The sequence below is a fragment of the Cronobacter universalis NCTC 9529 genome, assembly GCF_001277175.1.
Lineage (GTDB): Bacteria > Pseudomonadota > Gammaproteobacteria > Enterobacterales > Enterobacteriaceae > Cronobacter > Cronobacter universalis.
The window spans coordinates 1,473,641-1,499,733 of record NZ_CP012257.1 but is presented as its reverse complement, the minus strand read 5'-3'; the positions used below and the strand labels follow the sequence as shown (position 1 = coordinate 1,499,733).

The window sequence follows — 26,093 nt, the reverse complement described above, 5'->3', positions numbered from 1 at the left end:
AAAAATCGCTTTTCTCCTTTCATGCCGAAGCCTAACCTTAAACATGCATATTAAATATAACTTTAAGGTGTCATCATGTTTTGCGTGCAATGTGAACAAACGATTCGTACTCCGGCAGGCAACGGCTGCGCGTATGCGCAAGGGATGTGCGGGAAAACCGCCGAAACCTCCGACCTTCAGGATCTGCTGATTGCGGCTTTGCAGGGGCTTTCCGCCTGGGCGGTCAAAGCACGCGAGCTTGGCATCATCGACCACCCTACAGACAGCTTCGCGCCCCGCGCGTTTTTCTCGACCCTGACCAACGTCAACTTCGATTCACCACGTATCGTCGGTTACGCTCGCGAGGCCATCGCCCTGCGCGAGGCGCTGAAAACCCGGTGCCAGGCTATTGACCCCAACGCGCAGGTGGATAACCCGATGGCGTCGCTGACGCTGGCAAGCGACGATTTGGGCGATTTACAGCGTCAGGCCGCCGCGTTTGCGCCCAATATCGACAAAGCGGTGATTGGCGAGAATATTCTCGGCCTGCGCCTGCTCTGCCTTTATGGCCTGAAAGGCGCCGCGGCCTATATGGAGCATGCGCATGTGCTCGGCCAGTATGATAACGAGATTTACGGCCAGTATCACAGGATCATGGCGTGGCTCGGCACCTGGCCTGCGGACATGAACGCGCTGCTGGAATGCGCGATGGAAATCGGCCAGATGAACTTCAGTGTGATGCGTATTCTGGACGCGGGCGAAACCAGTAAATATGGTCATCCGACGCCGACGCAGGTCAACGTCAAAGCCGTGGCCGGGAAATGCATCCTGATTTCCGGCCACGATCTGCAAGATCTCTATAACCTGCTGGCGCAGGCGGAAGGCACCGGCGTGAATGTTTATACCCACGGTGAAATGCTGCCCGCGCACGGTTACCCGGAGCTGCGCAAATTTAAGCATCTGGTCGGCAACTACGGCAGCGGCTGGCAGAACCAGCAGGTTGAATTCGCCCGCTTCCCAGGCCCCATTGTGATGACCTCCAACTGCATTATCGACCCGACCGTCGGCAGCTACGACGATCGTATCTGGACCCGCAGCATCGTCGGCTGGCCGGGCGTGAGCCATCTTGAAGGCGACGATTTCGGGCCGGTGATCGCCCAGGCGCAGCAGATGGCGGGCTTCCCGTACAGCGAAATCCAACACCTCATCACCGTTGGCTTCGGTCGTCAGACGCTGCTCGGCGCCGCCGATACGCTGATCGATCTGGTGAGCCGCGAAAAGCTGCGCCACATCTTCCTGGTCGGCGGCTGCGACGGCGCGCGCGGTGAGCGCAGTTATTTCACCGATTTCGCCACCCAGGTACCGAACGACTGCCTGATCCTGACGCTCGCCTGCGGCAAATACCGCTTTAATAAGCTCGATTTCGGCGCGATCGAAGGGCTGCCGCGTCTGGTGGACGCCGGTCAGTGCAACGACGCCTACTCCGCCATTATTCTCGCGGTGACGCTTGCTGAAAAACTGGGCTGCGGCGTCAATGACCTGCCGCTGTCGCTGGTGCTGTCGTGGTTTGAACAAAAAGCGATTGTGATCCTGCTGACGCTGCTGTCGCTCGGCGTGACCAATATCGTCACCGGCCCGACCGCGCCAGGCTTCCTGACGCCGGATCTGCTGGCGGTGCTGAATGAGAAATTCGGCCTGCGCCAGGTGACCACCGTTGAGCAGGATATGCGTGCGCTGCTAGGCGCGTAAGGAGGAAAGAATGACGATGCCGACCCCACAATGTCCGTGGCGAATGCAGGTGCATCACATCCGGCAGGAGACGCCGGATGTCTGGACGCTCTCGCTGCTGTGCCACGATTTCTATCCGTATCAGGCCGGGCAATATGCGCTGGTGAGCATTCGCAACAGCGCCGATACCCTGCGCGCGTATACGATTTCTTCAACGCCTGGCGTGAGCCCGTTGATTACGCTGACGGTGCGCCGCATCGACAATGGCGAGGGCTCCGGCTGGCTGACGCGCGAGGTAAAACGCGGCGATTATCTGTGGCTGTCCGACGCGCAGGGCGACTTTACCTGCGCCGACAAAACCGACGATCGCTTCCTGCTGCTGGCGGGCGGCTGCGGCGTAACGCCGGTGATGTCGATGCGCCGATGGCTCGCGGCATATCGCCCGCAGGCGGATGTTCAGGTGATCTATAACGTGCGCACGCCGCAGGATGTGATTTTCGCCGACGAGTGGCGTGATTACCCGGTGACGCTGGTGGCGGAAAACGGCGACGCGCCGGGTTTTGTTCACGGGCGTCTGACCCGCGAGATGCTGATGGCGGTGCCGGATCTCACCCGCCGTACCGTGATGGTGTGCGGCCCCGCGCCGTATATGGATTTCGTGGAGCAGGAAGTGAAAGCGCTCGGCGTGATGCGCTTTTATAAAGAACAGTTTTTCACACCGGTAGCCGAGGCCGCGACCAGCGGGATTAAGTTCACCACGATTACGCCTGCCCGCGAGTTTTACGGCGCGGTCGGCACCACGCTGCTGGCGGCGCTTGAGAGCAATCAGGTGCCGGTCAACGCCGCATGCCGCGCGGGCGTGTGCGGCTGCTGTAAAACGCGGGTGCTCTCCGGCGAGTACAGCGTGACGAGCACCATGACGCTGACGGAGCAGGAGATCGCCGACGGCTACGTGCTGGCGTGTTCGTGCCATCCGGCAGGCAATCTGGTTCTGGCGTGATGTGATTCCGGGGCGGCGGGTGCGCTACGCTTACCAGCCCTACGTAAAACCAACCCAACGCCCCCCGTAGGGTGGGTAAGCGAAGCGCACCCGCCATTCCAATAAAACCAACCCAACGCCCCGTAGGGTGGGTAAGCGAAGCGCACCCACCATGCCCGTAAAATCAACTCCACTCACGGCTACGTCCCTTCCTGGCTGCGATTTTGAACTACGCTTGTAACCGTTATCACTGACTTTTCACGAAGGAGGGAAAATGAAACAGACCGTGGCGTCCTATATCGCAAAAACCCTGGAGCAGGCGGGCGTGAAACGCATCTGGGGGGTGACGGGCGATTCGCTCAACGGCCTCAGCGACAGCTTAAACCGCATGGGCACTATCGAGTGGATGTCCACCCGCCATGAAGAGGTCGCGGCGTTCGCGGCAGGCGCGGAAGCTCAACTGACCGGCGAGCTGGCGGTCTGCGCGGGCTCCTGCGGGCCTGGCAACCTGCATCTCATCAACGGCCTGTTTGACTGCCACCGCAACAATGTCCCGGTACTGGCCATCGCCGCGCATATTCCCTCCAGCGAAATCGGCAGCGGCTATTTCCAGGAGACGCACCCGCAGGAACTGTTTCGCGAATGCAGCCACTATTGCGAGCTGGTGTCGAGCCCGGAGCAGATCACGCAGGTGCTGGCCATCGCGCTGCGTAAAGCGGTGCTGGAGCGCGGCGTCTCGGTGATTGTTCTGCCAGGCGACGTGGCGCTGAAACCCGCGCCGGAAGAGACCAGCCCCGGCTGGTATCACGCGCCGCAGCCGATCATCGTGCCGCCGCATGACGAGCTGAAAAAGCTCGCTCAGCTGCTGCGCTACTCCGATAACATCGCGCTGATGTGCGGCAGTGGCTGCGCGGGCGCGCATCAGGAGCTGCTGGAATTCGCCCGCACGCTGAAAGCGCCCATCGTCCACGCCCTGCGCGGCAAAGAGCATGTCGAGTACGACAACCCGTATGATGTGGGCATGACCGGGCTTATCGGCTTCTCGTCCGGCTATCACACCATGATGAACGCCGACACGCTGATCCTCCTCGGCACCCGCTTCCCCTACCGCGCGTTCTACCCGACTCACGCCAAAATCATCCAGATAGATATCAACCCCGGCAGCATTGGCGCGCACAGCAAAGTGGACATGGCGCTGGTGGGCGATGTGAAAGCCACGCTTACCGCCCTTCTGCCGCTGCTTGAAGAGAAAACCGACCGCCACTTCCTGGATAAAGCGCTGGAAGATTACCGCGACGCGCGCAAGGGGCTGGATGACCTGGCGCAGCCGGGCGAGAAAGCGCTGCATCCGCAGTATCTGGCCCGCCAGATAAGCCATTTCGCCGCGCCGGACGCCGTTTTCACCTGCGATGTCGGCACGCCGACGGTATGGGCGGCGCGTTACCTGGAGATGAACGGCCAACGCCGCCTGCTCGGTTCGTTTAACCACGGCTCGATGGCGAACGCCATGCCGCAGGCGATCGGCGCTCAGGCGAGCGCGCCGGGGCGTCAGGTGGTGGCGATGTGCGGCGACGGCGGCTTCAGTATGCTGATGGGCGATCTGCTTTCGCTGGTGCAACTGAAGCTGCCGGTGAAAGTCATCGTCTTTAATAACAGCGTGCTGGGCTTTGTGGCGATGGAGATGAAAGCGGGCGGCTATCTGACCGACGGCACCGACCTGCACGACACCAACTATGCGCGCATCGCGGAAGCGTGCGGCATTCCGGGCATTCGCGTCGAGAAAGCGAGCGAACTGAACGACGCCCTTTCGCGCGCCTTCAGCACCGACGGCCCGGTGGTGGTAGATGTCACCGTCGCCAAAGAAGAGCTGGCGATGCCGCCGCAAATCAAGATGGAGCAGGCCAAAGGCTTCAGCCTCTATATGCTGCGCGCCATCATTAATGGCCGCGGGGATGAGGTTATCGATCTGGCGAAAACCAACTGGTTCCGGTAAAAGAGTCTTTTCTGTTCACTGAAAAGGATATGCCGTGATCGATTTACGCAGCGATACCGTCACGCGCCCCGGTACAGCGATGCTGGAGCGCATGATGGCAGCCCCCACCGGGGATGATGTTTATGGCGACGACCCGACTGTCAACGCGCTTCAGGACTATGCCGCGCGTTTAAGCGGTAAAGCGGCGGCGCTGTTTTTGCCGACTGGCACCCAGGCCAACCTGGTGGCGCTGCTGAGCCACTGCGAACGCGGCGAGGAGTATATCGTCGGCCAGCTCGCGCATAATTATCTGTATGAAGCGGGCGGCGCGGCGGTGCTCGGCAGCATTCAGCCGCAGCCGATTGAGGCGGACGGCGACGGTACGCTGCCGCTGGATAAAGTGGCGGCGAAAATCAAACCCGACGATATTCACTTCGCCCGCACCCGTCTGCTGAGCCTGGAAAATACCCATAACGGCAAAGTGCTGCCGCGCGACTATCTCCAGCAGGCGTGGGATTTCACCCGCGAGCGCGGTCTGGCGCTGCACGTAGATGGCGCGCGCATTTTCAACGCGGTGGTGGCGTATGGCTGCGAGCTGAAAGATATCGCGCAGTATTGCGATACCTTCACGATTTGCCTCTCCAAAGGGCTTGGCGCGCCGGTGGGTTCGCTGCTGGTCGGCAGCCATGACTATATTAAGCGCGCGAAACGCTGGCGGAAGATGACCGGCGGCGGTATGCGCCAGGCGGGTATTCTCGCGGCAGCCGGGCTGTATGCGCTGGAGCATAACGCCGCGCGACTGCAAGAGGATCACGACAACGCCGCCTGGCTTGCGGCGGCGCTGCGCGACGCGGGCGCAGAGGTGCGCCGTCACGACACCAATATGCTGTTTGTCAGCGTGCCGCAGGCGCAGGTGGCCGCGCTGGGCGCGTTTATGAAATCGCGCGATGTGCTGATAAGCGCCGCGCCGGTGACGCGTCTGGTCACGCATCTTGATGTCAACCGCGCGCAGCTTGAAACCGTCGCGGCGTACTGGCGGGAATTTTTACAGCAGGCGGCATAACGCGTTTACAGCGCTGCGGCGAGGGGAATATTCAGCTGCGCTAACGCGCATTGTTACGTTGTTCCCATTGCATCAGCGCTGATTTCACGGAAGAATGCGCGGCTAAACGTTACAGCACAGTGGATCGATATGAAGGTACTGGTCACGGGCGCCACCAGCGGTTTAGGCCGAAACGCGGTCGAATATTTACGTCATCAGGGCGTCCAGGTCAGAGCCACCGGGCGCAACGAAGCGATGGGCAGGCTGCTTGAGAAAATGGGCGCGGGGTTTATCCAGGCCGATTTAACCGAGCTGGTCTCGTCGCAGGCGAAAGCGATGCTGGCCGGTATCGATACCCTCTGGCACTGTTCCAGCTTTACCTCTCCCTGGGGCCCGCAGGAGGCGTTCGATCTCGCGAACGTGCGTGCCACCCGCCGTCTTGGCGAATGGGCCGTCGCCTGGGGCGTGCGCAATTTCGTGCATATCTCCTCGCCCGCGCTCTATTTCGATTACCACCACCATCGCGATATCCGCGAAGATTTCCGCCCGCACCGGCTGGCTAACGCCTTTGCGCGCAGCAAAGCCGCCAGCGAAGAGGTGATCCAGTTGCTGGCGCAGGCCAACCCGCAGACGCGCTTTACCATTCTGCGTCCGCAAAGCCTGTTCGGGCCCCACGATAAAGTCTTTTTCCCGCGCCTGGTGCAGATGATGCGCCATTACGGCAGCGTGTTGCTGCCGCGCGGCGGCGAGGCGATGGTCGATATGACCTATCACGAAAACGCGGTGCACGCGATGTGGCTTGCGAGCAGCAGCGCCTGCGACGCCCTGCCGTCAGGCCGCGCCTATAACATCACCAACGGCGAAGCGCGCCCGCTGAAAAGCATCGTGCAGAAGCTGATTGATGAACTGGGGATGTCGTGTCGTATCCGCTCGGTGCCCTACCCGATGCTGGATATGATGGCGAGAAGCCTGGAGCGGCTCGGCAAACATTCGCACAAAGAGCCGGCGCTGACGCATTACGGCGTCTCCAAGCTGAATTTCGATTTCACCCTGGATATCAGCCGCGCCGAGAGCGAACTGGGCTATAAACCGGTGGTGTCGCTGGATGAAGGCATTGAGCGCACCGCGTACTGGCTACGCGACCACGGTACGCTGCACCGCGGGTAACGCCCCTCACGGATAAAAACAACGCCGCATCGTACGGCGTTGTTTATTTCTGGCTCTGGAATCTTACCCCTGACCATATTTCTCCAGCAGCGCCCCGGCGATGGCCTCGCTTTGCGCGTCCGGCAGGCCGTCGTAGCGCGCGGGCCGAAAGTGCATCTGGAACGCCTGAATCACGCGCTTGCGCTGCGCCTCGCTCATCTGCGGCGTCACTTCATAGCCGTAGCGCGCGAGCAAATCCAGCAGCGTCGCTTCATCCACCGGCGCGTAAGGGTTACGCCCGGCGAGATAAAACGCCACGCGCGATTCATCCGGCCATGCCCCGATCCCTTGTGCGGCCAGCGCCTGCCACGGAAAGAGCGGGCCCGGATCGTCTTTGCGCTGCGGCGCGATATCCGCATGCGCCACGACGTTTTGCGGGGCAATCTGGTAGCGCTGAATGATGTCGCGCGCAAGCTTGCTCAGCACGGCTATCTGCGGCGGGCTGAACGGGAAGTACTGCTTCTGACCGCCGATTTTCCGGTAGCCGTAATTTTCCAGCTCAATGCCCACCGAGGTGTCGTTTAAACGCGTGGCTCCGCGCCAGAAACTGACGCCCGCATGCCACGCCAGCTCACGCTCCGGCACCAGTTGCCAGATAACCGGTTTGCCGCCCTTTTGCGGCGGGTTCGCCGGGATCAGATAGTGCGAGCTGACGTGCCGGTCGGTCAGCGTGGCAAGCGAGGTGTCAAAATCATCGGCGGTGTAGTGGATAACCAGCACTTTGATGCGCGGATACGCCGCCTGCGCCGCGCGGCGCGTATCTACTTTATAGTCGCCGCGATCGACAATTCCTTTTTCGCCCGCGCAGCCCGCGAGCAATGCCGCCAGTAACAGCGGCCAGCAACGCAGCTTCATCGACGGGTTTTCACCGCCGTGCCGGAAACGCTTACCATCAGCATGCTGCCGTCTTTGCCGACGGTTTCATAATCGATATCGATCCCGACGACGGCATCGGCGCCCAGCGACGCCGCCTGGTCGCCCAGCTCGCGAAACGCGATTTCACGCGCCTTGCGCAGCTCTTTTTCATACGCGCCGGAGCGGCCGCCGACGATGTCGCGGATGCCTGCGAAGAAGTCGCGAAAGATATTGGCGCCGAGGATCGCCTCGCCGGTGACGACGCCGCAATACTCAACAATGACTTGTCCTTCCAGGGTTGGGGTGGTGGAAAACTGCATGGTTCTCTCCTTTTGGCTATCAATGCGTTAGCTGACGATACCAGACGCAATTCGGTCGCGATACGCTATGCTAAAAAAGTCCTGTGACAAGAAACGTAGTCCTGCTTACCGGAATAAGGAAATAAAAAATGCGCCATTCAGTTCTGACTCTGGTTCTTCCGTGCGCCCTGCTGCTGAGCGCCTGTACGACCGTGACGCCCGCCTTTAAGGATATCGGCTCGCGCAGCGGTCCGTGTGTGGAAGGCGGCCCTGATACCGTGGCGGAACAGTTCTACCAGCATCGCATCGAACAGCGCAGCCAGGGGCTGACGAACCTGACCTCGCTGCGGCCTTATTTAAGCGATTCGCTCTATCAGCTGCTGGATAAATCGAACCGTGAGAACCATGCCGGTAACGGCTTCTTGCGCACCGACCCGTTCTCCAGCCGCACTGAAACGCCTGACAGCGTGCGCGTCGCCAGCGCCTCGCGCATTCCGAACACCGACGCGCGCAATATTCCGCTGCGCATCGAACAGCGCCGCGGCGACACCACATGGCTGGATGAAGTGCTGATGGTGCGCGAAGGCCAGTGCTGGACGGTGGACGATGTGCGCTACCTCGGCGGCTCTACGCATGCGCCTGCGGGCACGCTGCGCCAGTCGCTGGAGCGCCGCTAAGCGCGCAGGGGTGGCGCGTGCGATAAACCGTCTGGCTTAGCGCCATCTGGCCGACATTTATTCTTGCCCCACCCCCACCCCGCTATATCGTGCTGGTTTTGTACCGTAAATGTGGAGAATATTAAGTTTTAACGCACTAATATTGCATAACTATTCTGCCAACGGTACTATTCGCGGTCTCAATTGCTATTCAACTGCTACGCATGAGTATTCAACTAAACGGCATAAACTGCTTCTACGGCGCGCATCAGGCGCTGTTTGACATCACGCTCAGCTGCCCTGAGGGCGAAACGCTGGTGTTGCTTGGCCCAAGCGGCGCGGGTAAAAGCTCGCTGCTGCGGGTACTCAATTTGCTGGAGATGCCGCGTTCCGGGCAGCTCAGCATTGCGGGCAACCAGTTTGATTTCGCGAAGGCGCCGGGCGACAAAGCGATCCGCGAACTGCGCCGCAACGTCGGCATGGTGTTCCAGCAGTACAATCTGTGGCCACACCTGACGGTGCTGGATAATCTTATCGAGGCGCCGTGCCGGGTGCTCGGGCTCAGCAAAGAGGCCGCGCGTAAGCGTGCCGATAAACTGCTGGAGCGCCTGCGCCTGACGCCGTATGTGGATCGTTATCCGCTGCACCTTTCCGGCGGCCAGCAGCAGCGCGTGGCGATTGCGCGCGCGCTGATGATGGAGCCGCAGGTGCTGCTGTTTGACGAACCGACGGCCGCGCTCGACCCAGAAATCACCGCGCAGATCGTCAGCATTATCCGCGAGCTCTCCCAGACCGGGATCACGCAGGTGATTGTGACGCATGAAGTGGAAGTGGCGCGTAAAACCGCCAGCCGGGTGGTCTATATGGAAAATGGACATATTATCGAGCAGGGCGACGCGAGCTGCTTTAGCGCCCCTGCGACCGAGGCGTTTAAAAACTATCTTTCCCACTGAAGATGACCGGAATAATGACAATGAAAAACGTATTGATTGCCGCGCTTCTCGCAAGCGTTAGCCTTTCCGCCGCCGCAGCACAAACTATTCGTTTCGCAACCGAAGCCTCTTACCCTCCGTTTGAGTCGATGGACGCGGGCAACAAAATCGTCGGTTTCGACGTCGATCTGGCTAATGCGCTGTGTAAAGAGATCGATGCGACCTGCACCTTCACCAACCAGGCGTTCGACAGCCTGATCCCGGCGCTGAAATTCAAGCGTGTGGACGCGGTCATGGCCGGTATGGACATCACCCCGGAGCGCCAGAAGCAGGTGCTGTTTACCACCCCTTATTATGACAACTCCGCGCTGTTCGTGGGTTTGCAGGGTAAAAACAGCAGCATCGAACAGCTGAAAGGCAAGCGCGTGGGCGTGCAGAATGGCACTACTCACCAGAAATACATCACCGACAAACACCCGGAAATCACCACGGTGCCGTATGACAGCTACCAGACCGCGCGCCTGGATCTGCAGAACGGCCGTATCGATGCCGTGTTCGGCGACACTGCCGTCGTGACCGAGTGGCTGAAAACCAACCCGAAACTGGCCGCCGTCGGCGATAAAGTGACGGATAAAGATTACTTCGGCACCGGCCTTGGCATCGCGGTTCGTCAGGGCAACACCGAGCTTCAGCAGAAATTCAACTCTGCGCTGGAGAAAGTGAAGAAAGACGGCACCTACAAGGCCATCTACGACAAATGGTTCCAGAAGTAATCGCCTGAATGAACGATATGTTACCTTTAGCAAGTGCCGCCGGGATGACCGTCGGCCTTGCCGTTTGCGCGCTGGGCCTGGGGCTGGTGCTGGCGATGCTGTTCGCCGTACTGGAATCGGCGAAGTGGCGGCCGGTCGGCTGGCTTGCCACGGCGCTGGTCACCCTGCTGCGCGGCCTGCCGGAAATCCTGGTGGTGCTGTTTATCTATTTCGGCTCCTCGCAACTGTTGCTCACCCTTTCGGACGGCTTTACGATCCCGCTCGGTTTCGCCTCCATTCCTGTGCAGGTGCAGATCGATAATTTCGACGTCAGCCCGTTCCTGTGCGGCGTGATTGCGCTCGCCCTGCTCTATTCGGCCTATGCCTCGCAGACGCTGCGCGGCGCGCTGAAAGCGGTGCCGCACGGCCAGTGGGAATCGGGTCAGGCGCTGGGCCTGTCGAAATCGGCGATTTTCTTCCGTCTCGTGATGCCGCAGATGTGGCGCCACGCGCTGCCGGGGCTCGGCAACCAGTGGCTGGTGCTGCTGAAAGACACCGCGCTGGTGTCGCTGATTAGCGTGAACGATTTGATGCTGCAAACCAAAAGCATCGCCACCCGCACCCAGGAGCCGTTTACCTGGTACATTATCGCGGCGGCGATTTATCTGGTGATCACCCTGATAAGCCAGTACATCCTTAAGCGTATCGACCTGCACGCCACGCGCTTTGAGCGGAGGCCGGGCTGATGCTGGATTACTTGCCGGAGCTGTTAAAAGGGCTGCACACCAGCCTGACGCTCACCGCGGCGTCAATCGCCGTAGCGCTGGTGCTGTCGGTGATTTTCACGATTGTCCTGACGCTGAAAACGCCGGTGCTGGTCTGGATTGTGCGCGGCTACATTACGCTCTTTACCGGTACGCCGCTGCTGGTGCAGATCTTCCTGATTTACTACGGGCCGGGACAGTTCCCGTCGCTGCAGAACTATCCGTGGCTGTGGCATGTGCTCTCCGAGCCGTGGCTGTGCGCACTGGTGGCGCTGTCGCTGAACTCGGCGGCGTATACCACGCAGCTGTTTTACGGGGCTATCCGGGCGATTCCGGAGGGCCAGTGGCAGTCCTGCGGGGCGCTGGGCATGAGCCGTAAAGATACGCTGGCGATCCTGCTGCCATATGCGTTCAAGCGCGCGCTGTCGTCCTATTCCAACGAAGTGGTGCTGGTGTTCAAGAGTACGTCGCTTGCCTACACCATTACGCTGATGGAAGTGATGGGCTACGGACAACTGCTGTATGGCCGCACCTATGATGTGATGGTGTTTGGCGCGGCGGGCGTGATTTATCTTATCGTCAACGGCCTGCTGACGCTCCTGATGCGCGTCATCGAGCGCCGCGCGCTGGCGTTTGAGCGCCGCAGTTAGTTCTCGCTGTCCTCTCCCGTTGTGGGAGAGGGTTTTTCTGTTTTATGGCGGGTGCGCTCCACTTACCCGCCCTACGCAAATCTGAATCTTATTTTGTAGGGTGGGTAAGCAAAGCGCACCCACCGACATCCCCATCCATACCCATAAACCAAATAAAATACTTATACGTTTTTATTGCATATAAATTCACTTAATGGCATGGTATTAACACGCCGGGTAAACGGTGACATAAAACAAGATTGACAGACGGGAGCTTCACGCATGAAAAAAATCATTCTGGCCGCCATGCTTGCCGGGGCCGCATTCCACGCCGCGGCAGCGGATAAAATCAGCTTCGGTTCTTCGGCGACATACCCGCCTTTTGAGTCGCTCGACGCCAGCAACCAGATCGTCGGTTTCGACATTGATCTCGCCAAAGCGTTATGCAAACAAATGCAGGCGGAATGCACCTTCACCAACCATGCGTTCGACAGCCTCATCCCGGCGCTGAAATTTAAAAAATATGACGCCGTTATCTCCGGCATGGACATCACGCCGGAGCGCCAGAAACAGGTCGCGTTCACCACGCCGTACTACGCCAACTCCGCCATCGTGATCGCCAAAAAAGGCGCGTACAAATCCTTTGACGATCTCAAAGGCAAACGCATTGGCATGGAAAACGGCACCACGCATCAGAAATACCTCCAGGATAAACACCCGGAAGTGAAAACCGTGGCGTATGACAGCTACCAGAATGCGATTATCGACCTGAAAAACGGCCGCATCGACGGCGTCTTCGGCGATACCGCCGTGGTAAACGAATGGCTGAAGAACAATCCGCAGCTCGGCACCGCGACGGAAAAAGTGACCGACCCGCAATACTTCGGCACCGGCCTTGGCATCGCGGTGCGCCCGGATAACGTCGCGCTGTTGAAAAAGCTTAACGACGCGCTGGCGGCTATAAAAGCCGACGGCACTTATCAGAAAATCAGCGACCAGTGGTTCCCGCAGTAAACGCTGTCAGTTACCTTTCAAGGCCCGCCACGCGGGCCTTCATTTTTTCTGGATTTACGATACTGCAACGGCGTTTCTCCCAGCCGCTTACGGAAGCTGCTGATGAAATATGTGGTATCGGAAAAACCGGTCATCCGGGCGATATCCGCCACGCTATGTGAGTGATGGCGCAACAGCTCACACGCCTTACGCAGCCGGAATGTCGTCAGGTAGTCGTGGATCGCCTCCCCGGTCTCCTGCTGGAAGCGGCGCGAGAGATAACTGCGCGAGCGGTTAAGCGTCTGCGCCAGCGCGCTCAGGCTAAACTTCTGCGCATAATGTTCTTCCACCCAGAACATCACCTGTGTGGAGAGCGCATTGCTGGCGCGCGGCGGCGGCGCGGGCGTTTCCGGCAGCAGGCTCAGCAAATGAACCAGAAAGCTCGCCACCTCTTCATGTTCGCTGCGCCCTTTGGCGAGCCGCGGCGCATAGAGCGTAAAGAGATGATCGAGATGCCCGTGAATATCCGCGAAATCCACGACCGTCGCGCGCGCCCCGCGCCGGCTTAACGCCTCAAGCCGCCCATAACGCTGCGCGAAAGGCGTCAGCAGCCGCAGCGCGGCGTGGTTATCCAGGTGAATCACGGTCCGCCGGTAACGTTCGCGTTCGCGCTCTTCCACCAGCACTTTATGCAGCGTCATCGGCGGAAAGATAAAAAGCCGGCCGGGGCGCATGGTGTACTGCTGATTGTCCACCATCACCACGCCATACCCCTCCTCCACATAGAGTAGCTCCAGGCACTGATGCCAGTGATGGTAACGAATGGAATTCGCATACAGGCGACTGAACGACACGATGTCGTCATTCAGCGAGATAAGCTCCAGCAGCGATTTTTCGCAGGCGGTATCCACAGGGCAACCCATTTCAATTTTTGACCGGTTGCACGCAGTTATAAACCATAGTTTTAAATTTTCTCAAACAGCGTCTTAACTAATGCATCGCCCTGTGACACAGCTAACATTTACCCCTCCCCCGGCTTCCCTATGCTTGCAGCCATTACGCAGGCGCTCAGCGCTGTGCAAACGCATTGGTGAGGTGAATCATGTCAGCCGAGAAAACCCCAAAAAACCCGCTCTCTTCCCGAAGCGATGTGGCCGCGCTGTTGCTGCGGCTGCTGCGCGGGCTGGATCAACAATTTATCGAAGGCGATACCGGCATTACCCTCGGCGCAACCTGCGCGCATTACGGCCCGGACATCGCGCGGATGGAGGGGTTGTCGCGGGCGCTGTGGGGGCTGTTTCCGCTGATGGCGGGCGGCGACACGCCGCCGGAAGCGGAAAAATACCTGACGGCCATTCGCCACGGCACCGATCCGCAGCACCCCGGCTACTGGGGCGAGGCCGGCCCTTACGATCAGCGGCTGGTGGAGATGGCGGCCTACGGGCTGGGGCTGGCGCTGCTGCAGGAGAAACTCACCGCGCGCTTTAGCGAGCGTGAACTGAACAATCTTTACCAGTGGCTGCGCCAGGCAGGCGACGCCTCCATGCCCGACAGCAACTGGAACTACTTCGCGATCCTCGTGGAACTGGGTTTTAAACGCGCGGGCCTGCCGTGGCGGCGTGAGGTGCTGGAGACGCGTTTCACCCGCATGGAGGCGTATTACCTCGGCAACGGCTGGTACGCCGATGGCCCCGGCCGCCCGAAAGATTACTACATCTCAATGGCGTTTCACTTTTACGGGCTGGTCTACGCCACGCTGATGGCGGAGGACGATGCCGAACGCGCCGCGACGCTTCGTGAGCGCGCGCGCCGGTTTGCCGCCAATTTCATCTGGTTTTCCGCCGCCGACGGCGCGTCCATTCCGTTTGGCCGCAGCCTTACTTACCGCTTTGCGATGGTGGCGTTCTGGAGCGCGGTGGCGTTCTCCGGGCTCGATGTGTTTACGCCGGGCGTGGTGAAAGGCATTGTGCTGCGCCACCTGCGCTGGTGGATGGATAAGCCAGTCCTCGATCGCGACGATATTCTGACCCTCGGTTACGCCTGCCCGAATCTCGCGATGTGCGAAGACTACAACTCGCCCGGCTCGCCCTACTGGGCGCTGAAGGTTTTTCTGGTGCTGGCGATGGCGGAAGAAAGCCCCTTCTGGCAGGCGCAGGAGGCGCCGCTGCCCCTACACGATGGAATTCGGGCCATTCCCGAAGCCTCACAGTTACTCGCGCACAGCGAGCATTCACGCCACGCCTGGCTGCTCACCGCGGGCCAGGTGGAGCTGAATAACTATGTGAATACCGAGGCCAAATACACCAAATTCGCCTACTCCAGCCACTTCGGCTTCACCATCGAGCGCGGCCGCTACGGCATCAAACATGCCGCCTGCGATTCCATGCTGCTGCTGTGCGAAAACGACGGCTACTACCGCGGCCGCCGGGAGTGCGACGAGGTCGTCACCGCGCCGGACCATATTTTCTCGCGCTGGTCGCCGTGGCGCGACGTGCAAATCGCCACCTGGCTTATCCCTTACGGCCCGTGGCACCTGCGCGTCCACCATATCCGCAGCGATCGTGACCTGCACAGCGTCGAAGGCGGATTCGCCACCCTCTGGCAAGCGCAGACGACGCGCGTTATCGCCTCTGCGCACCGCTGCGCGATTGAAGCGACCTTCGGCGCCAGCGTCATCGTCGATCTCGCGCCAGCAGGCGCGCGCCAGGCAGAGCATGTGATTACGCCGCCCAACAGCAGCGTAATGTTCGCTGAGTGCGCCGCCATCCCTTGCCTTACGGGCGTCGTTGCCGCAGGCGAAAGCTGGCTGTGCAGCGCGGTGGCCGGGGTTACCGGCGCGCCGGACGCCCTGACGGACGCCCCCGAAATCACCCTTGAGGCCGATGCCCTGCGCCTGCGCGCGCCGGACGGCACGACGCGCCGCTTCCCGCTCTACAACAATAAATAAGCCCCTGAGAGGACGCCATGAAGAACATCACTGCTGCCAATAAAGCGGAATATGTGAAAATCAGTAGTTTTATCTTTCTCTACTTTTTTACCTGGTCTGCCAGTATCGGTCTGCTGGCTATCTGGCTCGGGCAGAAAACGCACCTGAGCGGTTCGGTGATCGGAACCGTGTTTGCCGTGAACGGCATTTTCTCGGTGATCCTCAAGCCCGTTTACGGCTACATCCTCGATAAGATCGGTATGAGCAAATACCTGCTCTATTTCGTGGTGGGCATGTCGGCGCTGATGGCGCCGTTTTTTATCTATGTCTACCAGCCGCTGCTGGTCTCGAACACGCTGGCCGGGATTATCGTCGGGGCGATTTATTTAAGCTTCGCGTGGTATGCAGGCGTCGCGGCCTGTGAATCCTACACCGATCGCTACAGCCGCCTGAACGGCATGGAATTCGGGCAGATCCGCATGTGGGGCTCGCTCGGCTGGGCGGTCGCCTCGTCATTCTCCGGCCTGCTGTTTAACCTCTCCCCGGCGTATAACTTTATCCTCGGCAGCGCGGCGTCGCTGGTCATGCTGGGCGTGCTGCTGAGCCTGAAGGTCAACACTGCGACCACACACGCCAGTGAAGTGCTCTCGAAGCAGAAAATCGCCATGAGCGATGTTTATGAACTGCTGCGCAGCCGTAAATTCTGGGCGTTCTGCCTGTATGTGGCGGGCGTGGCGTGGATGATGTTTATCGCCGAACAGCAGTTCTCACGCTACTTCGTGACCTTCTTTGACGACGTGCAGCAGGGCAACGCGGTCTTTGGTTATCTCGGCACCGTGCAGTCCGGCATGGAATTTGTGATGTACATGGTCATTCCGGTATTCGTGAACTATGTGGGTGCCAAAAAAGGGCTGCTGATTGTCGGCCTGGTCGTCGGCGCGCGGCTGATTATCTCCGGGCTGTGCGATTCCCATCTGCTGATTTCCGTGCTGAAGCCGTTGTACGGGCTGGAGATCTGCCTGCTGCTGGTGTCGGTGTTCAAGTATATCGCCGAGCACTTCGACAAACGCGTCAACGCCACCATGTATCTGCTGGGCTACCAGGCGATGCTGTATGTCGGCAACGTGGTGGTCTCGTCACCCGCCGGCTATCTCTACGACCGTATCGGCTTTGAGCAGACCTATATCCTGATGGGCGCTACCGCCCTCACCTTTACGCTGATTTCCGCCTTTACCCTCTCCGCCTGTCAGAGCAAACGTGACGGCGCCGCTCACGCCGCGGCGACGGTAAAAAACTAACTTTTCAGGAGTCGTTATGCTGCAATCTGTTGCCCGTGAACCGTTTAACCATCCGCCCGCCGCGCCCTCGCTGGCGTCGCTTCGCGAGACGCTGGGGCAGACCCGTGAAGCCGTGCTGGCGCGCCTGCGCCAGAATCTGGCCGCTTTCGGCGATCGTTTCCCTGCCGAAACCTGCGTGAAGGGCTACTACCCGCTGACCGACAACGTCGAGTGGACCACCAGTTTCTGGACTGGGCAGCTGTGGCTCGCGTGGGAGCTTTCCGGCGATGAGACTTTCCGCGCCGCCGCGCAGCGCCAGGTGCGCTCGTTCGGCGAGCGTATCGCCGGGCGCCACGATACCAACACGCACGATCTCGGTTTTCTGTATACGCTCTCCTGCGTCGCCGACTGGCGGCTGAACGCCCGCCAGGAAGCGCGGGGTTTCGCGCTGCTGGCCGCCGAGGCGCTGCTTGAGCGCTATCACCCGAAGGCGCAGATAATTCAGGCGTGGGGCGATCTGGACGATCCGGCGCAGGCCGGGCGCATGATTATCGACTGCAATATGAACCTGCCGCTGCTGTGGTGGGCGAGCGAGCAGACCGGCGACGGGCGTTTCGCGGCGGCGGCGCAGGCGCATGTGAGCCAGGCGGCGCGCTATCTGGTGCGCCCGGACGCCTCCAGCTGGCACACCTATTATATGAATCCGGTGACCGGCGAGCCGCGCTTTGGCAATACGCAGCAGGGGTATGCCGATGATTCGTGCTGGTCTCGCGGGCAGGCGTGGGGCATTTACGGATTTCTGCTGAGCTACCGTTATACGGGCCATACGCGGATGGTGGGGTTATCGAAGAAGCTTGCGAGCTATTTCGTGAACCGCCTGCCGGAAGATGGCGTCTGCCACTGGGATCTGGCGCTTCAGGGCACCGACGCGCTGCGCGATTCGTCCGCCGCGGCGATTACCGTGTGCGGGCTGCTGGAGCTTATCAAACATTTACCCGTGACAGACCCGGATCGCGCCGTCTGCGAGGCGTGGGCGCTGCATATTTTCACCTCGTTGACGCGGGATTACCTGGCCAAACCGGAAGACGCCTGCAACGGTCTGTTGAAGCATTCGGTTTACCATCTGGCGAGCGACAAAGGTGTGGATGAGTGTTGCAGCTGGGGCGATTATTTTTATATGGAAGCGCTGACGCGGCTGTCGCAAAGCTGGAAGCTCTACTGGTAAGCGCGTGGCGGGTGCGCTCTGCTTACCCGCCCTACGGCTCCTTGTGTAGGGTGGGTAAGCGTCAGCGCACCCACCACTAAAAAAACGGGCGTTTACTCCCGCACCAGCAGCGTCAACACCTCGTAATGCGCCGTATGCGGAAACATATCGAACAGCTGCACACGCGCGATGCGATAGCCGGGCAACTCGCGGATATCTTTCGCCATCGTCTGCGCGTTACAGCTTGAATAGACAATATAACGCGGCGCCATACGGCTCAGATACTCACACAACGCCTGACCGATGCCGCGCCGCGGCGGGTTAACGAGAACCAGATCCGGCACTGCCTGCTGGCCGTTCGCGAAATCGGTCGAATCCAGCGCCTGAAAATACACGTTGCGAAGCCCCAGCGCCTGCGCCGACGCGCGTGCGCTGGCAATCGCTTCCGGCGCGATTTCGATGCCGGTCAGCGTCATCTCCGGCGTGGCGCAGTGCAGCCCGAAGCCCCCGACGCCGCAAAAGAGATCCCACATATGATTCACTGGCAGCGCGCGCACCCAGTCGCGCGCCGTGGCGTACAGAGCGCTCGCGACCGTCGGGTTGGTCTGGAAAAAGCTCTGCGGACGGATCCACAGCGGCACGCCGTTGAAATTTTCCGCGAGCGCCTGCTGCTGCGTCAGCCAGATCTCTTCGTCGCCTTCCATAATCGCCATATGCACCGGCTGAATATTGGCGGTCACTACTTTAAGCTGCGGCAATTCCGCGAGCAGCGCAGGCAGCGCGGCGCGCAGTTGTTCGAGTTTCTCCTTTGAGCGCAGCACAAAACGCAGCATCAACCCGCCGTCAAGCGTGCTCTGCGTCAGCAGCAGGTATTTCAGCTCGCCGCGCTTACGGGCGACGTTGTACGGCGTCAGGCCAGCACGAGCGATAAACGGTTTTATGGCGGCGAACACGGTATAAAACGACGCCGGATAGAGCGGGCATTCGGTCAAATCCACCGGCGTGCCGTCGCGATGCAGCATGCCGAGCAGCGGTTTTTCCACGCTCCCGCTTACCACCATTTTCGCTTTATTGCGAAACGCCCGCTCCGGCCCGCTCACCGGCGCGCCCCACTCGCCCACGGGCAGGTCAGCCAGCAGCGTTCGCAGGTCGGTCATCTTGGCGGCAAGTTGGGTGTCGGGGGGCTGTTCAATCCACTGACAGGAGCGGCAGCGCCCGGCGTCATAGAGTGCGCAGTGCATAGCTAAAAACCTTAAGAAAAACGCGGACCGGCGATTCTATCACGCCGCAGGATTACTGTAGCCGGAAAAAGCGTCGGCTGCGGGCGGGAATAAACAGCAGCGCCAGCACCAGCATATCCGGCAGCTTTTGCATCACCAGCGAATGGAAAATTTCACGCCGCGAGCCGCCCGCGATACTGAACAGCTCCGGGTATCCCCAGCCGAGCGAGGCCGCCCACAGATAGCCGGTGGCGATAATCTGGGTAAGCAAAAAGCCCCAGCGGCCCCAGCCGCGACCTTGCAGGATAACGAACGCGCAACGGAATTCGATGCAGAGTAAGACGAGGCTTGCGAAGAAAATCAGCGTCAGGCTCCAGGTCTGTACGCTGCGGTGGATAAAATCCATCACGCCGCGCACGCCCAGCAGGTTGAAAATCATCAGCAGATCCAGGCAGCGCGTAGAAATAATGCCTATCGCCGCCACCTGTACCAGCGTAGGAGCGTTCATTCGGGCGTGTGACTGTCGCGCTTTGCTGAAAATGTCCAAATCTCGCCTTCCCTGTGAAACAGCGCCGCGTCATACGCGGCGCCGGGTGCACATGATTGCAGATTTTAGGCGGTTCAGCTATGCCTTGCACGCTGGACATCGCGCAGTCGCTGCTTTTCTGCCCGCGCCATAAAAAACCAGGCGATCAGACCGATAATGCCGACCACGCCGAGGATAATCGACGCCAGCGCGTTGATCTCCGGGTTGACCCCCATACGGACGCTGGAGAAGACCAGCATCGGCAGCGTCGTGGCGCCGGGACCCGACACAAAGCTTGCGATAACAAGGTCGTCAAGCGAGAGCGTAAAGGCGAGCAGCCAGCCGGAAATCACGGCTGGCATGATCATCGGCAGCGTTATCACAAAAAACACTTTCAGCGGCGCGGCGCCGAGATCCATCGCCGCCTCTTCTATCGAGCGGTCCAGCTCACGCAGGCGTGAGCTTATCACCACCGACACATACGCGGTACAGAACGTAACGTGCGCCAGCCAGATGGTGAGCATGCCGCGATCGGACGGCCAGCCAATCGCATGGCCGAGCGCCACAAAGAGCAGCAGCAGCGACAGACCGGTTATCACATCCGGCATGACCAGCGGCGCGGTCAGCATAAACGCGAAACCGTTCGAGCCGCGAAAACGCCCGAAACGCACCATCACCACCGCCGCGATGGTGCCCAGCACCACCGCCATCGTCGCCGCGCAGGCGGCAATCGTCAGGCTCAGCCCCACGGCGTTGATCATCGCCGAATCGCGGAACAGCTCGCCGTACCAGCGGGTCGACCAGCCCGCCCACACCGTCACCAGTTTTGAACTGTTAAACGAGTAGATAACCAGCATCAGCATCGGCGCGTAGAGAAACGCAAAGCCGATAATCAAAATCAGAATGCGCCACGGGGAGCGCACCACGGGCAGATTATTCATGCATGGTCTCCCATCGTTTTGTTCTGGTATTTGTGGAACCACATGATGGGCACAATCAGCACCACCAGCATGGTGATCGCCACCGCCGAGGCCACCGGCCAGTCGCGGTTATTGAAGAACTCCTGCCAGAGCACGCGGCCGATCATGATGCTGTCCGGCCCGCCGAGCAGTTCCGGGATAACGAACTCACCCACCGCCGGGATAAACACCAGCATCGAGCCCGCGATAATCCCGCCTTTGGTGAGCGGCACAATAATGCTGAAGAACGTTTTCACCGGGCGCGCGCCCAGATCGAGCGACGCTTCGACCAGCGAGTAGTCGATGCGGGTCAACGCCGTATAAATCGGCAGCACCATAAACGGCAGGTACGCGTACACAATCCCGATGTAGACCGCGAGATTGGTATGCAGAATGGCGAGCGGCTGGTCGATCACGCCGAGCCACAGCAGCACGTTATTCAGCACGCCGTTCTCTTTGAGGATGCCCATCCAGGCGTAAACGCGAATAAGAAACGACGTCCACGACGGCAGGATCACCAGCAGCAGCAGGATGTTGCGCGTCGACGGCTTGCTGTGCGCCACCGCCCAGGCGAGCGGATAGCCGAGCAGCAGACAGAACAGCGTGGAGACAGCCGCCACCTGTAACGACTGCAGATACGCCTCGAAATAGAGCGGATCGTCGGTCAGTTGCAGGAAGTTGCCGATATTCAGCGTCACCGACAGCTGATCGTCCGCCCAGCTCACCAGATCGGTATAGGGCGGGATCGCCCGCGCCATCTCTGCAAGGCTTATCTTGAAGACGATTAAAAACGGCAGCATAAACAGCAGAATCAGCCACAGGTATGGCAGCGCGACCACAAGCTTACGGCCATGCGCCATTTGCAGGCGCGCGAGCCAGAGCCGGAAACCGCCTGGCGCGGCGGACGGCGGCTCGCTTTGACGTTCAATAGTGCTCATCTGTCGCTCCTTACACCGTCAGCACAACGCAGCTGTCCGCGTCCCAGCACAGGCGAACTTCGTCGCCCCAGGTGGGCGCGCCTTTGCGGTAGCGGTGCGCGTTCTGCAACTGCGCGCTGATCATCTGCCCGCTGTGCAGCCGCACATGATAGATGGAGAGATCGCCGAGATAGGCGATATGCACCACTTCGCCCACGCCGAAGTTAAAGCCATCGGCAGGCGGTTCGTCGCAGAGCATGACTTTCTCCGGGCGCAGCGCGACGTGAACCGGCACGCCGTCCACCACCGAGGCGTCCGGGTCCACTTTCAGCGGATGTACCAGCCCCGGCGCGTCGATGATTAGCCCGTCCTCACGCCGCTCGCGCAGCAGCCCGTCGAAGACGTTCACCGAGCCGATAAACTCCGCGCTGTAGCGTGTCGTCGGATGTTCGTAAATCTCTTCCGGCTCGCCGATCTGCACAAACTTGCCGCGGTTCATGATGGCGATGCGGCCTGCCATCGTCATGGCCTCTTCCTGATCGTGCGTCACCATCACGCACGTCACGCCAACGCGCTCAAGAATATCGACTACTTCGAGCTGCATACGGTCGCGCAGCTTTTTATCGAGCGCGCCCATCGGCTCGTCGAGCAGCAGCAGTTTCGGACGTTTGGCGAGGCTGCGGGCCAGCGCCACGCGCTGACGCTGGCCGCCGGAAAGCTGGTGCGGCTTACGCTTCGCGAACTCCTGCATATGCACCAGGCCCAGCATCTCTTCGACGCGGCTGGCGATCTCCGCCTTCGGCAGTTTGTCCTGCTTCAGGCCGAAAGCGATGTTTTGCTCAACCGTCATATGCGGAAAGAGCGCGTAAGACTGAAACATCATATTGATAGGGCGCTGGTACGGCGGTACGTGGGAGAGATCCACGCCGTCCAGCACAATCTGCCCGGCGGTGGGAATTTCAAAGCCCGCGAGCATGCGCAGAAGCGTTGATTTTCCGCACCCGGAGGCGCCGAGCAGCGCGAAAATTTCGCCTTTATAAATGGTCAGGCTGACGTCATCGACGGCGTGCTGGCCGTCGAACGATTTGGTCAGGTTACGGATTTCCAGCAGCGGGGTCAGCGCCTTGCGGGGTTTCGCCTGTGGGCGGGGAATAGCGTCGTTCACTACATTGCTCTCCGGCAAAAAGCAAAAGTACCTGCGCGGCCCGGTTGCCGCGCAAATGGCAGAACAGAGGCGCGTGTCCTCTGTTCTGTTATGGGGCAGCTGCACCGCCCCGATGCATACCGTTTACGGTAAAACGGCCTTATTTACCGCTTTTCACTTTGGTCCAGGCGCGGGTTCTGACGCGATCCAGCTTCGGCTCCTGCACTTTGAGCGTGAAGAGTTTGGCCATTACGTCCGGCGGCGGGTAGATACCCGGATTGTCGCGCACCTCTTTGCTCACCAGCGGCGTGGAAGCTTTGTTGCCGCTCGCGTAGTAGACGTGATCGCTGATGTGCGCCATGACGTCCGGGCGCATCAGGTAGTTGAGGAACTGGTACGCTTCGTCTTTGTTTTTGGCGTCCGCCGGCATCGCGAAGACATCAAAGAACGCCAGCGCGCCCTCTTTCGGGATGGTGTAAGAGATGTTGACGCCGTTCTTCGCCTCTTTCGCGCGGTTCGCCGCCTGCCACACGTCGCCCGCCCAGCCGATCGCCACGCAGATGTCGCCGTTCGCCAGATCGTTGATGTACTGCGAGGAGTGGAAATAACGGATATTCGGACGCAGCTTCAGCAGCAGATCGGTCGCCGCGCCGCTGTAGTCGTCCGCTTTGCTGCTGTTCGGATCTTTGCCGAGGTAATTCAGCACGGTCGCGAAAATTTCTTCCGGGGCATCCAGGAAGGAGACGCCGCAGCTTTTCAGTTTTTCGAGATTTTCCGGTTTCAGCACCAGATCCCAGCTATTCAGCGGCGCATCGGTGCCGAGCGCGGCTTTCACTTTGTCCACGTTATAGCCGATGCCGGTGGTCGCCCACAGGTAAGGCATCGCGTATTTGTTATCGGGATCGTGCTTCGCCACCAGCTTGAGGATTTCCGGGTCGAGGTTTTTCCAGTTCGGCAGCTTGCTCTTATCGAGCGGCTGGAACACGCCGGCGGTGAGCTGGCGCTCAAGGAAGCTTGCAGACGGCACGACGAGGTCAAAACCGGTGCTGCCCGCCATCAGTTTGCCTTCCAGCACTTCGTTGGAATCGAACACGTCATAGACGACTTTAATGCCGGTCTCTTTGGTGAAATTGGCAATCGTGTCCGGGGCGATATAGTCGGACCAGTTATACACGTGCAGCGTTTTCTGTTCAGCCGCCAGGGTCGTCGCGGAGACGGCCATCAACGCACCGGCAACCACACCCGATAACCATTTTTTACTCTGGGTGGACATATCTGTTTTCCTTCTGAATAAAGGGTAAAAGTCCGCGTCGGCGCGAACTAAATTTACGCAATTAAACATATGCAAGATTCATGCATAGATGGTCATTCTGCGCAGAAAAAAGAGCGCGGCTCTCCGGCAGACGTTGCACGCTGTATGCAGCTTCGCAAGGATAACTGTAGCCTGACCCCGAGGCTATAGCCCGGAATAAAAAACGCCTTTTAACAATTTTTTAGTCAGATTTGGTCTATGTGATAAGCCAAAATGGCGAGGTGAGCGGTGATTTATGCTATCGCAACAGTTTATATACAGAATAATAAATGGAAATACGCAGTCGCCCTGGTGGCGACTGCGCTAAAAGCGGGCGGGATCAGTGAAGAAAATGGTTATTCACTTCAGGTTCCCCTTTTTCATCCTCTTCAGGGGCGTAAATCAGCTGGTGCGCGCGGGCTTCCATAATCACCATCGAGGTCTGCTGTTCGCTCTGGCGATAAAAGGCCTCGAACTGTTCAACCGTCACGCCCACTTCTGCGAGCAGCGTCTGACAGACCACCAGCTTCGGCAGGTTATCATCCTGAATATCGAGAAAGGCTTTTAAGGTTAACGAGCCGGCATTGATGGCCGAGAGATCGGCCGCGACCGTCAGCAGCGCCGAAGGCTTGATTTCCGCCATCGCGGAAAACATCACCACGTTATCCACCAGGTCTATCTTGGCGTCGAACACGCCGTCGAAATTCTGCATATGGGGAAGATGGAGCGCCTGGCAGGTATCACACTCGAAAAAGCTCACGCCGAGGTTATCGAGCCAGCGGCGCAGGGTGTCCAGCGTCGGGACGACGAGTGAATCCATAAAACCTGTAGCCTCTTAGTCAACAAACATGTCAATCGGATAGCTTACGCAAAAAACGGACGTTATACCATGACGCCGGATCAGCCGCCGGTTTTGAGACAGTAGTCGGGCCGCGCGTGGCGCTCAATCCAGCTAATCATTTGCCCGGCGATATCCATACCGGTGGTTTTCTCAATGCCTTCCAGGCCCGGCGACGCGTTCACTTCCATGACCAGCGGGCCGCGGTCGGCGCGCAGAATATCGACGCCCGCGACGTCAAGCCCGAGCGTGGCGGCGGCTTTAATCGCGATGTCGCGCTCGCGCTCACTTATCTCCGCGATACGCGCCACGCCGCCGCGGTGCAGGTTCGAGCGGAAATCGCCCTCTTTCGCCTGGCGCTCAATGGCCGCGACCACCCGGTCACCCACCACCAGGCAGCGGATATCTCGCCCTCGGGCTTCTTTTATATACTCCTGCACGAGGATATGCGCGTTGAGCCCGCGAAAGGCATCAATCACGCTTTCGGCGGCCTGACGAGTTTCGGCCAGGACCACGCCGATGCCCTGGGTGCCTTCCACCAGTTTCACCACCAGCGGCGCGCCGCCCACCATATCGATAAGATCGCTGGTGTCGTCCGGCGAATGGGCGATGCCGGTGATGGGCAAATCGATGCCCTGACGCGCCAGCAGCTGCAATGAGCGCAGCTTATCGCGCGCGCGGGTAATGGCGACCGATTCATTCAGCGGATAACTGCCGAGCATTTCGAACTGGCGCAGCGCGGCGGTGCCGTAAAAAGTGATGGCGGAGCCAATGCGCGGGATCACCGCATCGAAATGCGGCAGCTGACGGCCTTTGTAATGCACGCAGGACGCCGCGGGGTTGATGGTCATATAGCAGGAAAGCGGATCGAGAATTTCCACCTGATGGCCGCGCCGCGTGGCGGCTTCGCGCAGGCGTTTACAAGAATAGAGCGTACCGTCCCGGGACAAAATGGCGATTTTCACCCTGCACCTCTCTGAACACGTCTTGTGAAAACCGGCCTAT

General features: G+C 59.8%; 25 protein-coding genes. 14 read left to right on the top strand and 11 right to left on the bottom strand.

The genetic code is table 11. The features are described 5' to 3' along the window. Positions 1-75 precede the first annotated feature (75 nt). From hcp to AFK65_RS06835, 5 genes are all read left to right on the top strand, one after another. Positions 76-1,728 carry a hydroxylamine reductase gene (hcp, locus tag AFK65_RS06855; RefSeq protein WP_007707379.1) on the top strand — a complete coding sequence of 551 codons (1,653 nt, stop codon included), beginning with the start codon at positions 76-78 and terminating at the stop codon, positions 1,726-1,728. Positions 1,729-1,738: 10 nt separating this feature from the next. Next, positions 1,739-2,707, top strand: a complete 969-nt coding sequence (gene hcr, locus AFK65_RS06850) for an NADH oxidoreductase (RefSeq protein WP_007707376.1) — start codon at positions 1,739-1,741, stop codon at positions 2,705-2,707. A gap of 253 nt (positions 2,708-2,960) precedes the next feature. Then, on the top strand, positions 2,961-4,679 hold the full coding sequence (poxB, locus tag AFK65_RS06845) for a ubiquinone-dependent pyruvate dehydrogenase (protein WP_007707372.1): 1,719 nt from the start codon (positions 2,961-2,963) through the stop codon (positions 4,677-4,679). Positions 4,680-4,713: 34 nt separating this feature from the next. Continuing rightward, the gene (gene ltaE / locus AFK65_RS06840; RefSeq protein ID WP_007707369.1) at positions 4,714-5,721 is read left to right on the top strand and encodes a low-specificity L-threonine aldolase; all 1,008 of its coding nucleotides are present in this window, start codon (positions 4,714-4,716) and stop codon (positions 5,719-5,721) included. 129 nt (positions 5,722-5,850) lie between these two features. Next, on the top strand, positions 5,851-6,867 hold the full coding sequence (locus AFK65_RS06835) for an NAD-dependent epimerase/dehydratase family protein (RefSeq protein WP_038857604.1): 1,017 nt from the start codon (positions 5,851-5,853) through the stop codon (positions 6,865-6,867). Positions 6,868-6,930: 63 nt separating this feature from the next. Here the strand turns inward: AFK65_RS06835 and AFK65_RS06830 are convergent, their stop codons facing one another. Both AFK65_RS06830 and AFK65_RS06825 read right to left on the bottom strand, forming a co-directional pair. Next, on the bottom strand, positions 6,931-7,761 hold the full coding sequence (locus AFK65_RS06830; protein WP_038857607.1) for an N-acetylmuramoyl-L-alanine amidase: 831 nt from the start codon (positions 7,759-7,761) through the stop codon (positions 6,931-6,933). Beyond that, positions 7,758-8,081, bottom strand: a complete 324-nt coding sequence (locus tag AFK65_RS06825) for a heavy metal-binding domain-containing protein (RefSeq protein WP_004386731.1) — start codon at positions 8,079-8,081, stop codon at positions 7,758-7,760. The genes AFK65_RS06830 and AFK65_RS06825 overlap by 4 nt, the downstream gene beginning before the upstream one ends. 128 nt (positions 8,082-8,209) lie before the next feature. On the opposite strand from AFK65_RS06825, the gene AFK65_RS06820 reads away from it, so the two are divergent. The 6 genes from AFK65_RS06820 to artJ all read left to right on the top strand — a co-directional run bounded on the left by AFK65_RS06820 (position 8,210) and on the right by artJ (position 12,807). After that, positions 8,210-8,737, top strand: coding sequence for a lipoprotein (locus AFK65_RS06820; protein ID WP_007707359.1), 528 nt, complete (start codon positions 8,210-8,212; stop codon positions 8,735-8,737). A 203-nt stretch (positions 8,738-8,940) separates the two neighbouring features. Next, positions 8,941-9,669, top strand: coding sequence for an arginine ABC transporter ATP-binding protein ArtP (artP, locus tag AFK65_RS06815; protein ID WP_004388042.1), 729 nt, complete (start codon positions 8,941-8,943; stop codon positions 9,667-9,669). Positions 9,670-9,689: 20 nt separating this feature from the next. Beyond that, the gene (gene artI, locus AFK65_RS06810) at positions 9,690-10,421 is read left to right on the top strand and encodes an arginine ABC transporter substrate-binding protein ArtI (protein WP_007707355.1); all 732 of its coding nucleotides are present in this window, start codon (positions 9,690-9,692) and stop codon (positions 10,419-10,421) included. An 8-nt stretch (positions 10,422-10,429) separates the two neighbouring features. Next, a complete protein-coding gene (gene artQ / locus AFK65_RS06805) occupies positions 10,430-11,146 on the top strand; it encodes an arginine ABC transporter permease ArtQ (protein WP_007707354.1) in 717 nt (238 codons plus the stop codon). Then, a complete protein-coding gene (gene artM / locus AFK65_RS06800) occupies positions 11,146-11,814 on the top strand; it encodes an arginine ABC transporter permease ArtM (RefSeq protein WP_007707351.1) in 669 nt (222 codons plus the stop codon). Before artQ ends, artM begins: the two co-directional genes overlap by 1 nt. 261 nt (positions 11,815-12,075) lie before the next feature. Beyond that, on the top strand, positions 12,076-12,807 hold the full coding sequence (gene artJ / locus AFK65_RS06795; protein WP_007707348.1) for an arginine ABC transporter substrate-binding protein ArtJ: 732 nt from the start codon (positions 12,076-12,078) through the stop codon (positions 12,805-12,807). 17 nt (positions 12,808-12,824) lie between these two features. Here artJ and AFK65_RS06790 read toward each other — a convergent pair whose 3' ends face one another. Beyond that, positions 12,825-13,697 (bottom strand): AraC family transcriptional regulator, encoded by an 873-nt coding sequence (locus AFK65_RS06790; RefSeq protein ID WP_032973662.1) that lies wholly within the window; start codon positions 13,695-13,697, stop codon positions 12,825-12,827. 191 nt (positions 13,698-13,888) lie between these two features. Here AFK65_RS06790 and AFK65_RS06785 point away from each other — a divergent pair, with 191 nt between their 5' ends. The 3 genes from AFK65_RS06785 to AFK65_RS06775 are packed head-to-tail and all read left to right on the top strand — an operon-like array spanning position 13,889 to position 18,214. Further along, the gene (locus tag AFK65_RS06785) at positions 13,889-15,733 is read left to right on the top strand and encodes a DUF2264 domain-containing protein (protein WP_038857611.1); all 1,845 of its coding nucleotides are present in this window, start codon (positions 13,889-13,891) and stop codon (positions 15,731-15,733) included. Between the two features lie 17 nt (positions 15,734-15,750). After that, complete coding sequence (locus AFK65_RS06780; RefSeq protein ID WP_007707345.1) at positions 15,751-17,010, top strand: oligosaccharide MFS transporter; 1,260 nt, start codon at positions 15,751-15,753, stop codon at positions 17,008-17,010. Between the two features lie 16 nt (positions 17,011-17,026). Next, positions 17,027-18,214 carry a glycoside hydrolase family 88 protein gene (locus AFK65_RS06775; RefSeq protein WP_007707343.1) on the top strand — a complete coding sequence of 396 codons (1,188 nt, stop codon included), beginning with the start codon at positions 17,027-17,029 and terminating at the stop codon, positions 18,212-18,214. 92 nt (positions 18,215-18,306) lie between these two features. Here the strand turns inward: AFK65_RS06775 and rlmC are convergent, their stop codons facing one another. The 8 genes from rlmC to rimK all read right to left on the bottom strand — a co-directional run bounded on the left by rlmC (position 18,307) and on the right by rimK (position 26,053). Then, positions 18,307-19,434, bottom strand: coding sequence for a 23S rRNA (uracil(747)-C(5))-methyltransferase RlmC (rlmC, locus tag AFK65_RS06770; RefSeq protein WP_038857612.1), 1,128 nt, complete (start codon positions 19,432-19,434; stop codon positions 18,307-18,309). A gap of 52 nt (positions 19,435-19,486) precedes the next feature. Then, on the bottom strand, positions 19,487-19,921 hold the full coding sequence (locus AFK65_RS06765; protein ID WP_050555783.1) for a YbjO family protein: 435 nt from the start codon (positions 19,919-19,921) through the stop codon (positions 19,487-19,489). A gap of 113 nt (positions 19,922-20,034) precedes the next feature. After that, the gene (gene potI / locus AFK65_RS06760; protein ID WP_038857614.1) at positions 20,035-20,880 is read right to left on the bottom strand and encodes a putrescine ABC transporter permease PotI; all 846 of its coding nucleotides are present in this window, start codon (positions 20,878-20,880) and stop codon (positions 20,035-20,037) included. Continuing rightward, on the bottom strand, positions 20,877-21,836 hold the full coding sequence (potH, locus tag AFK65_RS06755; protein WP_038857615.1) for a putrescine ABC transporter permease PotH: 960 nt from the start codon (positions 21,834-21,836) through the stop codon (positions 20,877-20,879). Before potH ends, potI begins: the two co-directional genes overlap by 4 nt. A 10-nt stretch (positions 21,837-21,846) precedes the next feature. Beyond that, the gene (potG, locus tag AFK65_RS06750) at positions 21,847-22,980 is read right to left on the bottom strand and encodes a putrescine ABC transporter ATP-binding subunit PotG (RefSeq protein WP_007707338.1); all 1,134 of its coding nucleotides are present in this window, start codon (positions 22,978-22,980) and stop codon (positions 21,847-21,849) included. A gap of 139 nt (positions 22,981-23,119) precedes the next feature. After that, positions 23,120-24,232 (bottom strand): spermidine/putrescine ABC transporter substrate-binding protein PotF, encoded by a 1,113-nt coding sequence (potF, locus tag AFK65_RS06745; protein WP_007707336.1) that lies wholly within the window; start codon positions 24,230-24,232, stop codon positions 23,120-23,122. A 358-nt stretch (positions 24,233-24,590) separates the two neighbouring features. Next, on the bottom strand, positions 24,591-25,070 hold the full coding sequence (locus tag AFK65_RS06740) for a type III secretion system chaperone family protein (RefSeq protein WP_007707293.1): 480 nt from the start codon (positions 25,068-25,070) through the stop codon (positions 24,591-24,593). Positions 25,071-25,150: 80 nt separating this feature from the next. Continuing rightward, a complete protein-coding gene (gene rimK / locus AFK65_RS06735) occupies positions 25,151-26,053 on the bottom strand; it encodes a 30S ribosomal protein S6--L-glutamate ligase (protein ID WP_004385779.1) in 903 nt (300 codons plus the stop codon). Between the last annotated feature and the right edge of the window lie 40 nt (positions 26,054-26,093).

What these genes read in the sequence shown, in the direction of transcription:
- artJ (WP_007707348.1), top strand. Translation starts at nt 12,076, where the DNA reads ATGAAAAAAATCATTCTGGCCGCCATGCTTGCCGGGGCCGCATTCCAC.
- hcp (WP_007707379.1), top strand. Translation starts at nt 76, where the DNA reads ATGTTTTGCGTGCAATGTGAACAAACGATTCGTACTCCGGCAGGCAAC.
- AFK65_RS06780 (WP_007707345.1), top strand. Translation starts at nt 15,751, where the DNA reads ATGAAGAACATCACTGCTGCCAATAAAGCGGAATATGTGAAAATCAGT.
- AFK65_RS06740 (WP_007707293.1), bottom strand. Translation starts at nt 25,070, where the DNA reads ATGGATTCACTCGTCGTCCCGACGCTGGACACCCTGCGCCGCTGGCTC.
- artQ (WP_007707354.1), top strand. Translation starts at nt 10,430, where the DNA reads ATGAACGATATGTTACCTTTAGCAAGTGCCGCCGGGATGACCGTCGGC.
- AFK65_RS06765 (WP_050555783.1), bottom strand. Translation starts at nt 19,921, where the DNA reads ATGAACGCTCCTACGCTGGTACAGGTGGCGGCGATAGGCATTATTTCT.
- hcr (WP_007707376.1), top strand. Translation starts at nt 1,739, where the DNA reads ATGACGATGCCGACCCCACAATGTCCGTGGCGAATGCAGGTGCATCAC.
- AFK65_RS06775 (WP_007707343.1), top strand. Translation starts at nt 17,027, where the DNA reads ATGCTGCAATCTGTTGCCCGTGAACCGTTTAACCATCCGCCCGCCGCG.
- AFK65_RS06835 (WP_038857604.1), top strand. Translation starts at nt 5,851, where the DNA reads ATGAAGGTACTGGTCACGGGCGCCACCAGCGGTTTAGGCCGAAACGCG.
- potH (WP_038857615.1), bottom strand. Translation starts at nt 21,836, where the DNA reads ATGAGCACTATTGAACGTCAAAGCGAGCCGCCGTCCGCCGCGCCAGGC.
- artM (WP_007707351.1), top strand. Translation starts at nt 11,146, where the DNA reads ATGCTGGATTACTTGCCGGAGCTGTTAAAAGGGCTGCACACCAGCCTG.
- poxB (WP_007707372.1), top strand. Translation starts at nt 2,961, where the DNA reads ATGAAACAGACCGTGGCGTCCTATATCGCAAAAACCCTGGAGCAGGCG.
- rlmC (WP_038857612.1), bottom strand. Translation starts at nt 19,434, where the DNA reads ATGCACTGCGCACTCTATGACGCCGGGCGCTGCCGCTCCTGTCAGTGG.
- AFK65_RS06825 (WP_004386731.1), bottom strand. Translation starts at nt 8,081, where the DNA reads ATGCAGTTTTCCACCACCCCAACCCTGGAAGGACAAGTCATTGTTGAG.
- artP (WP_004388042.1), top strand. Translation starts at nt 8,941, where the DNA reads ATGAGTATTCAACTAAACGGCATAAACTGCTTCTACGGCGCGCATCAG.
- potF (WP_007707336.1), bottom strand. Translation starts at nt 24,232, where the DNA reads ATGTCCACCCAGAGTAAAAAATGGTTATCGGGTGTGGTTGCCGGTGCG.
- potI (WP_038857614.1), bottom strand. Translation starts at nt 20,880, where the DNA reads ATGAATAATCTGCCCGTGGTGCGCTCCCCGTGGCGCATTCTGATTTTG.
- AFK65_RS06830 (WP_038857607.1), bottom strand. Translation starts at nt 7,761, where the DNA reads ATGAAGCTGCGTTGCTGGCCGCTGTTACTGGCGGCATTGCTCGCGGGC.
- AFK65_RS06785 (WP_038857611.1), top strand. Translation starts at nt 13,889, where the DNA reads ATGTCAGCCGAGAAAACCCCAAAAAACCCGCTCTCTTCCCGAAGCGAT.
- artI (WP_007707355.1), top strand. Translation starts at nt 9,690, where the DNA reads ATGAAAAACGTATTGATTGCCGCGCTTCTCGCAAGCGTTAGCCTTTCC.
- AFK65_RS06820 (WP_007707359.1), top strand. Translation starts at nt 8,210, where the DNA reads ATGCGCCATTCAGTTCTGACTCTGGTTCTTCCGTGCGCCCTGCTGCTG.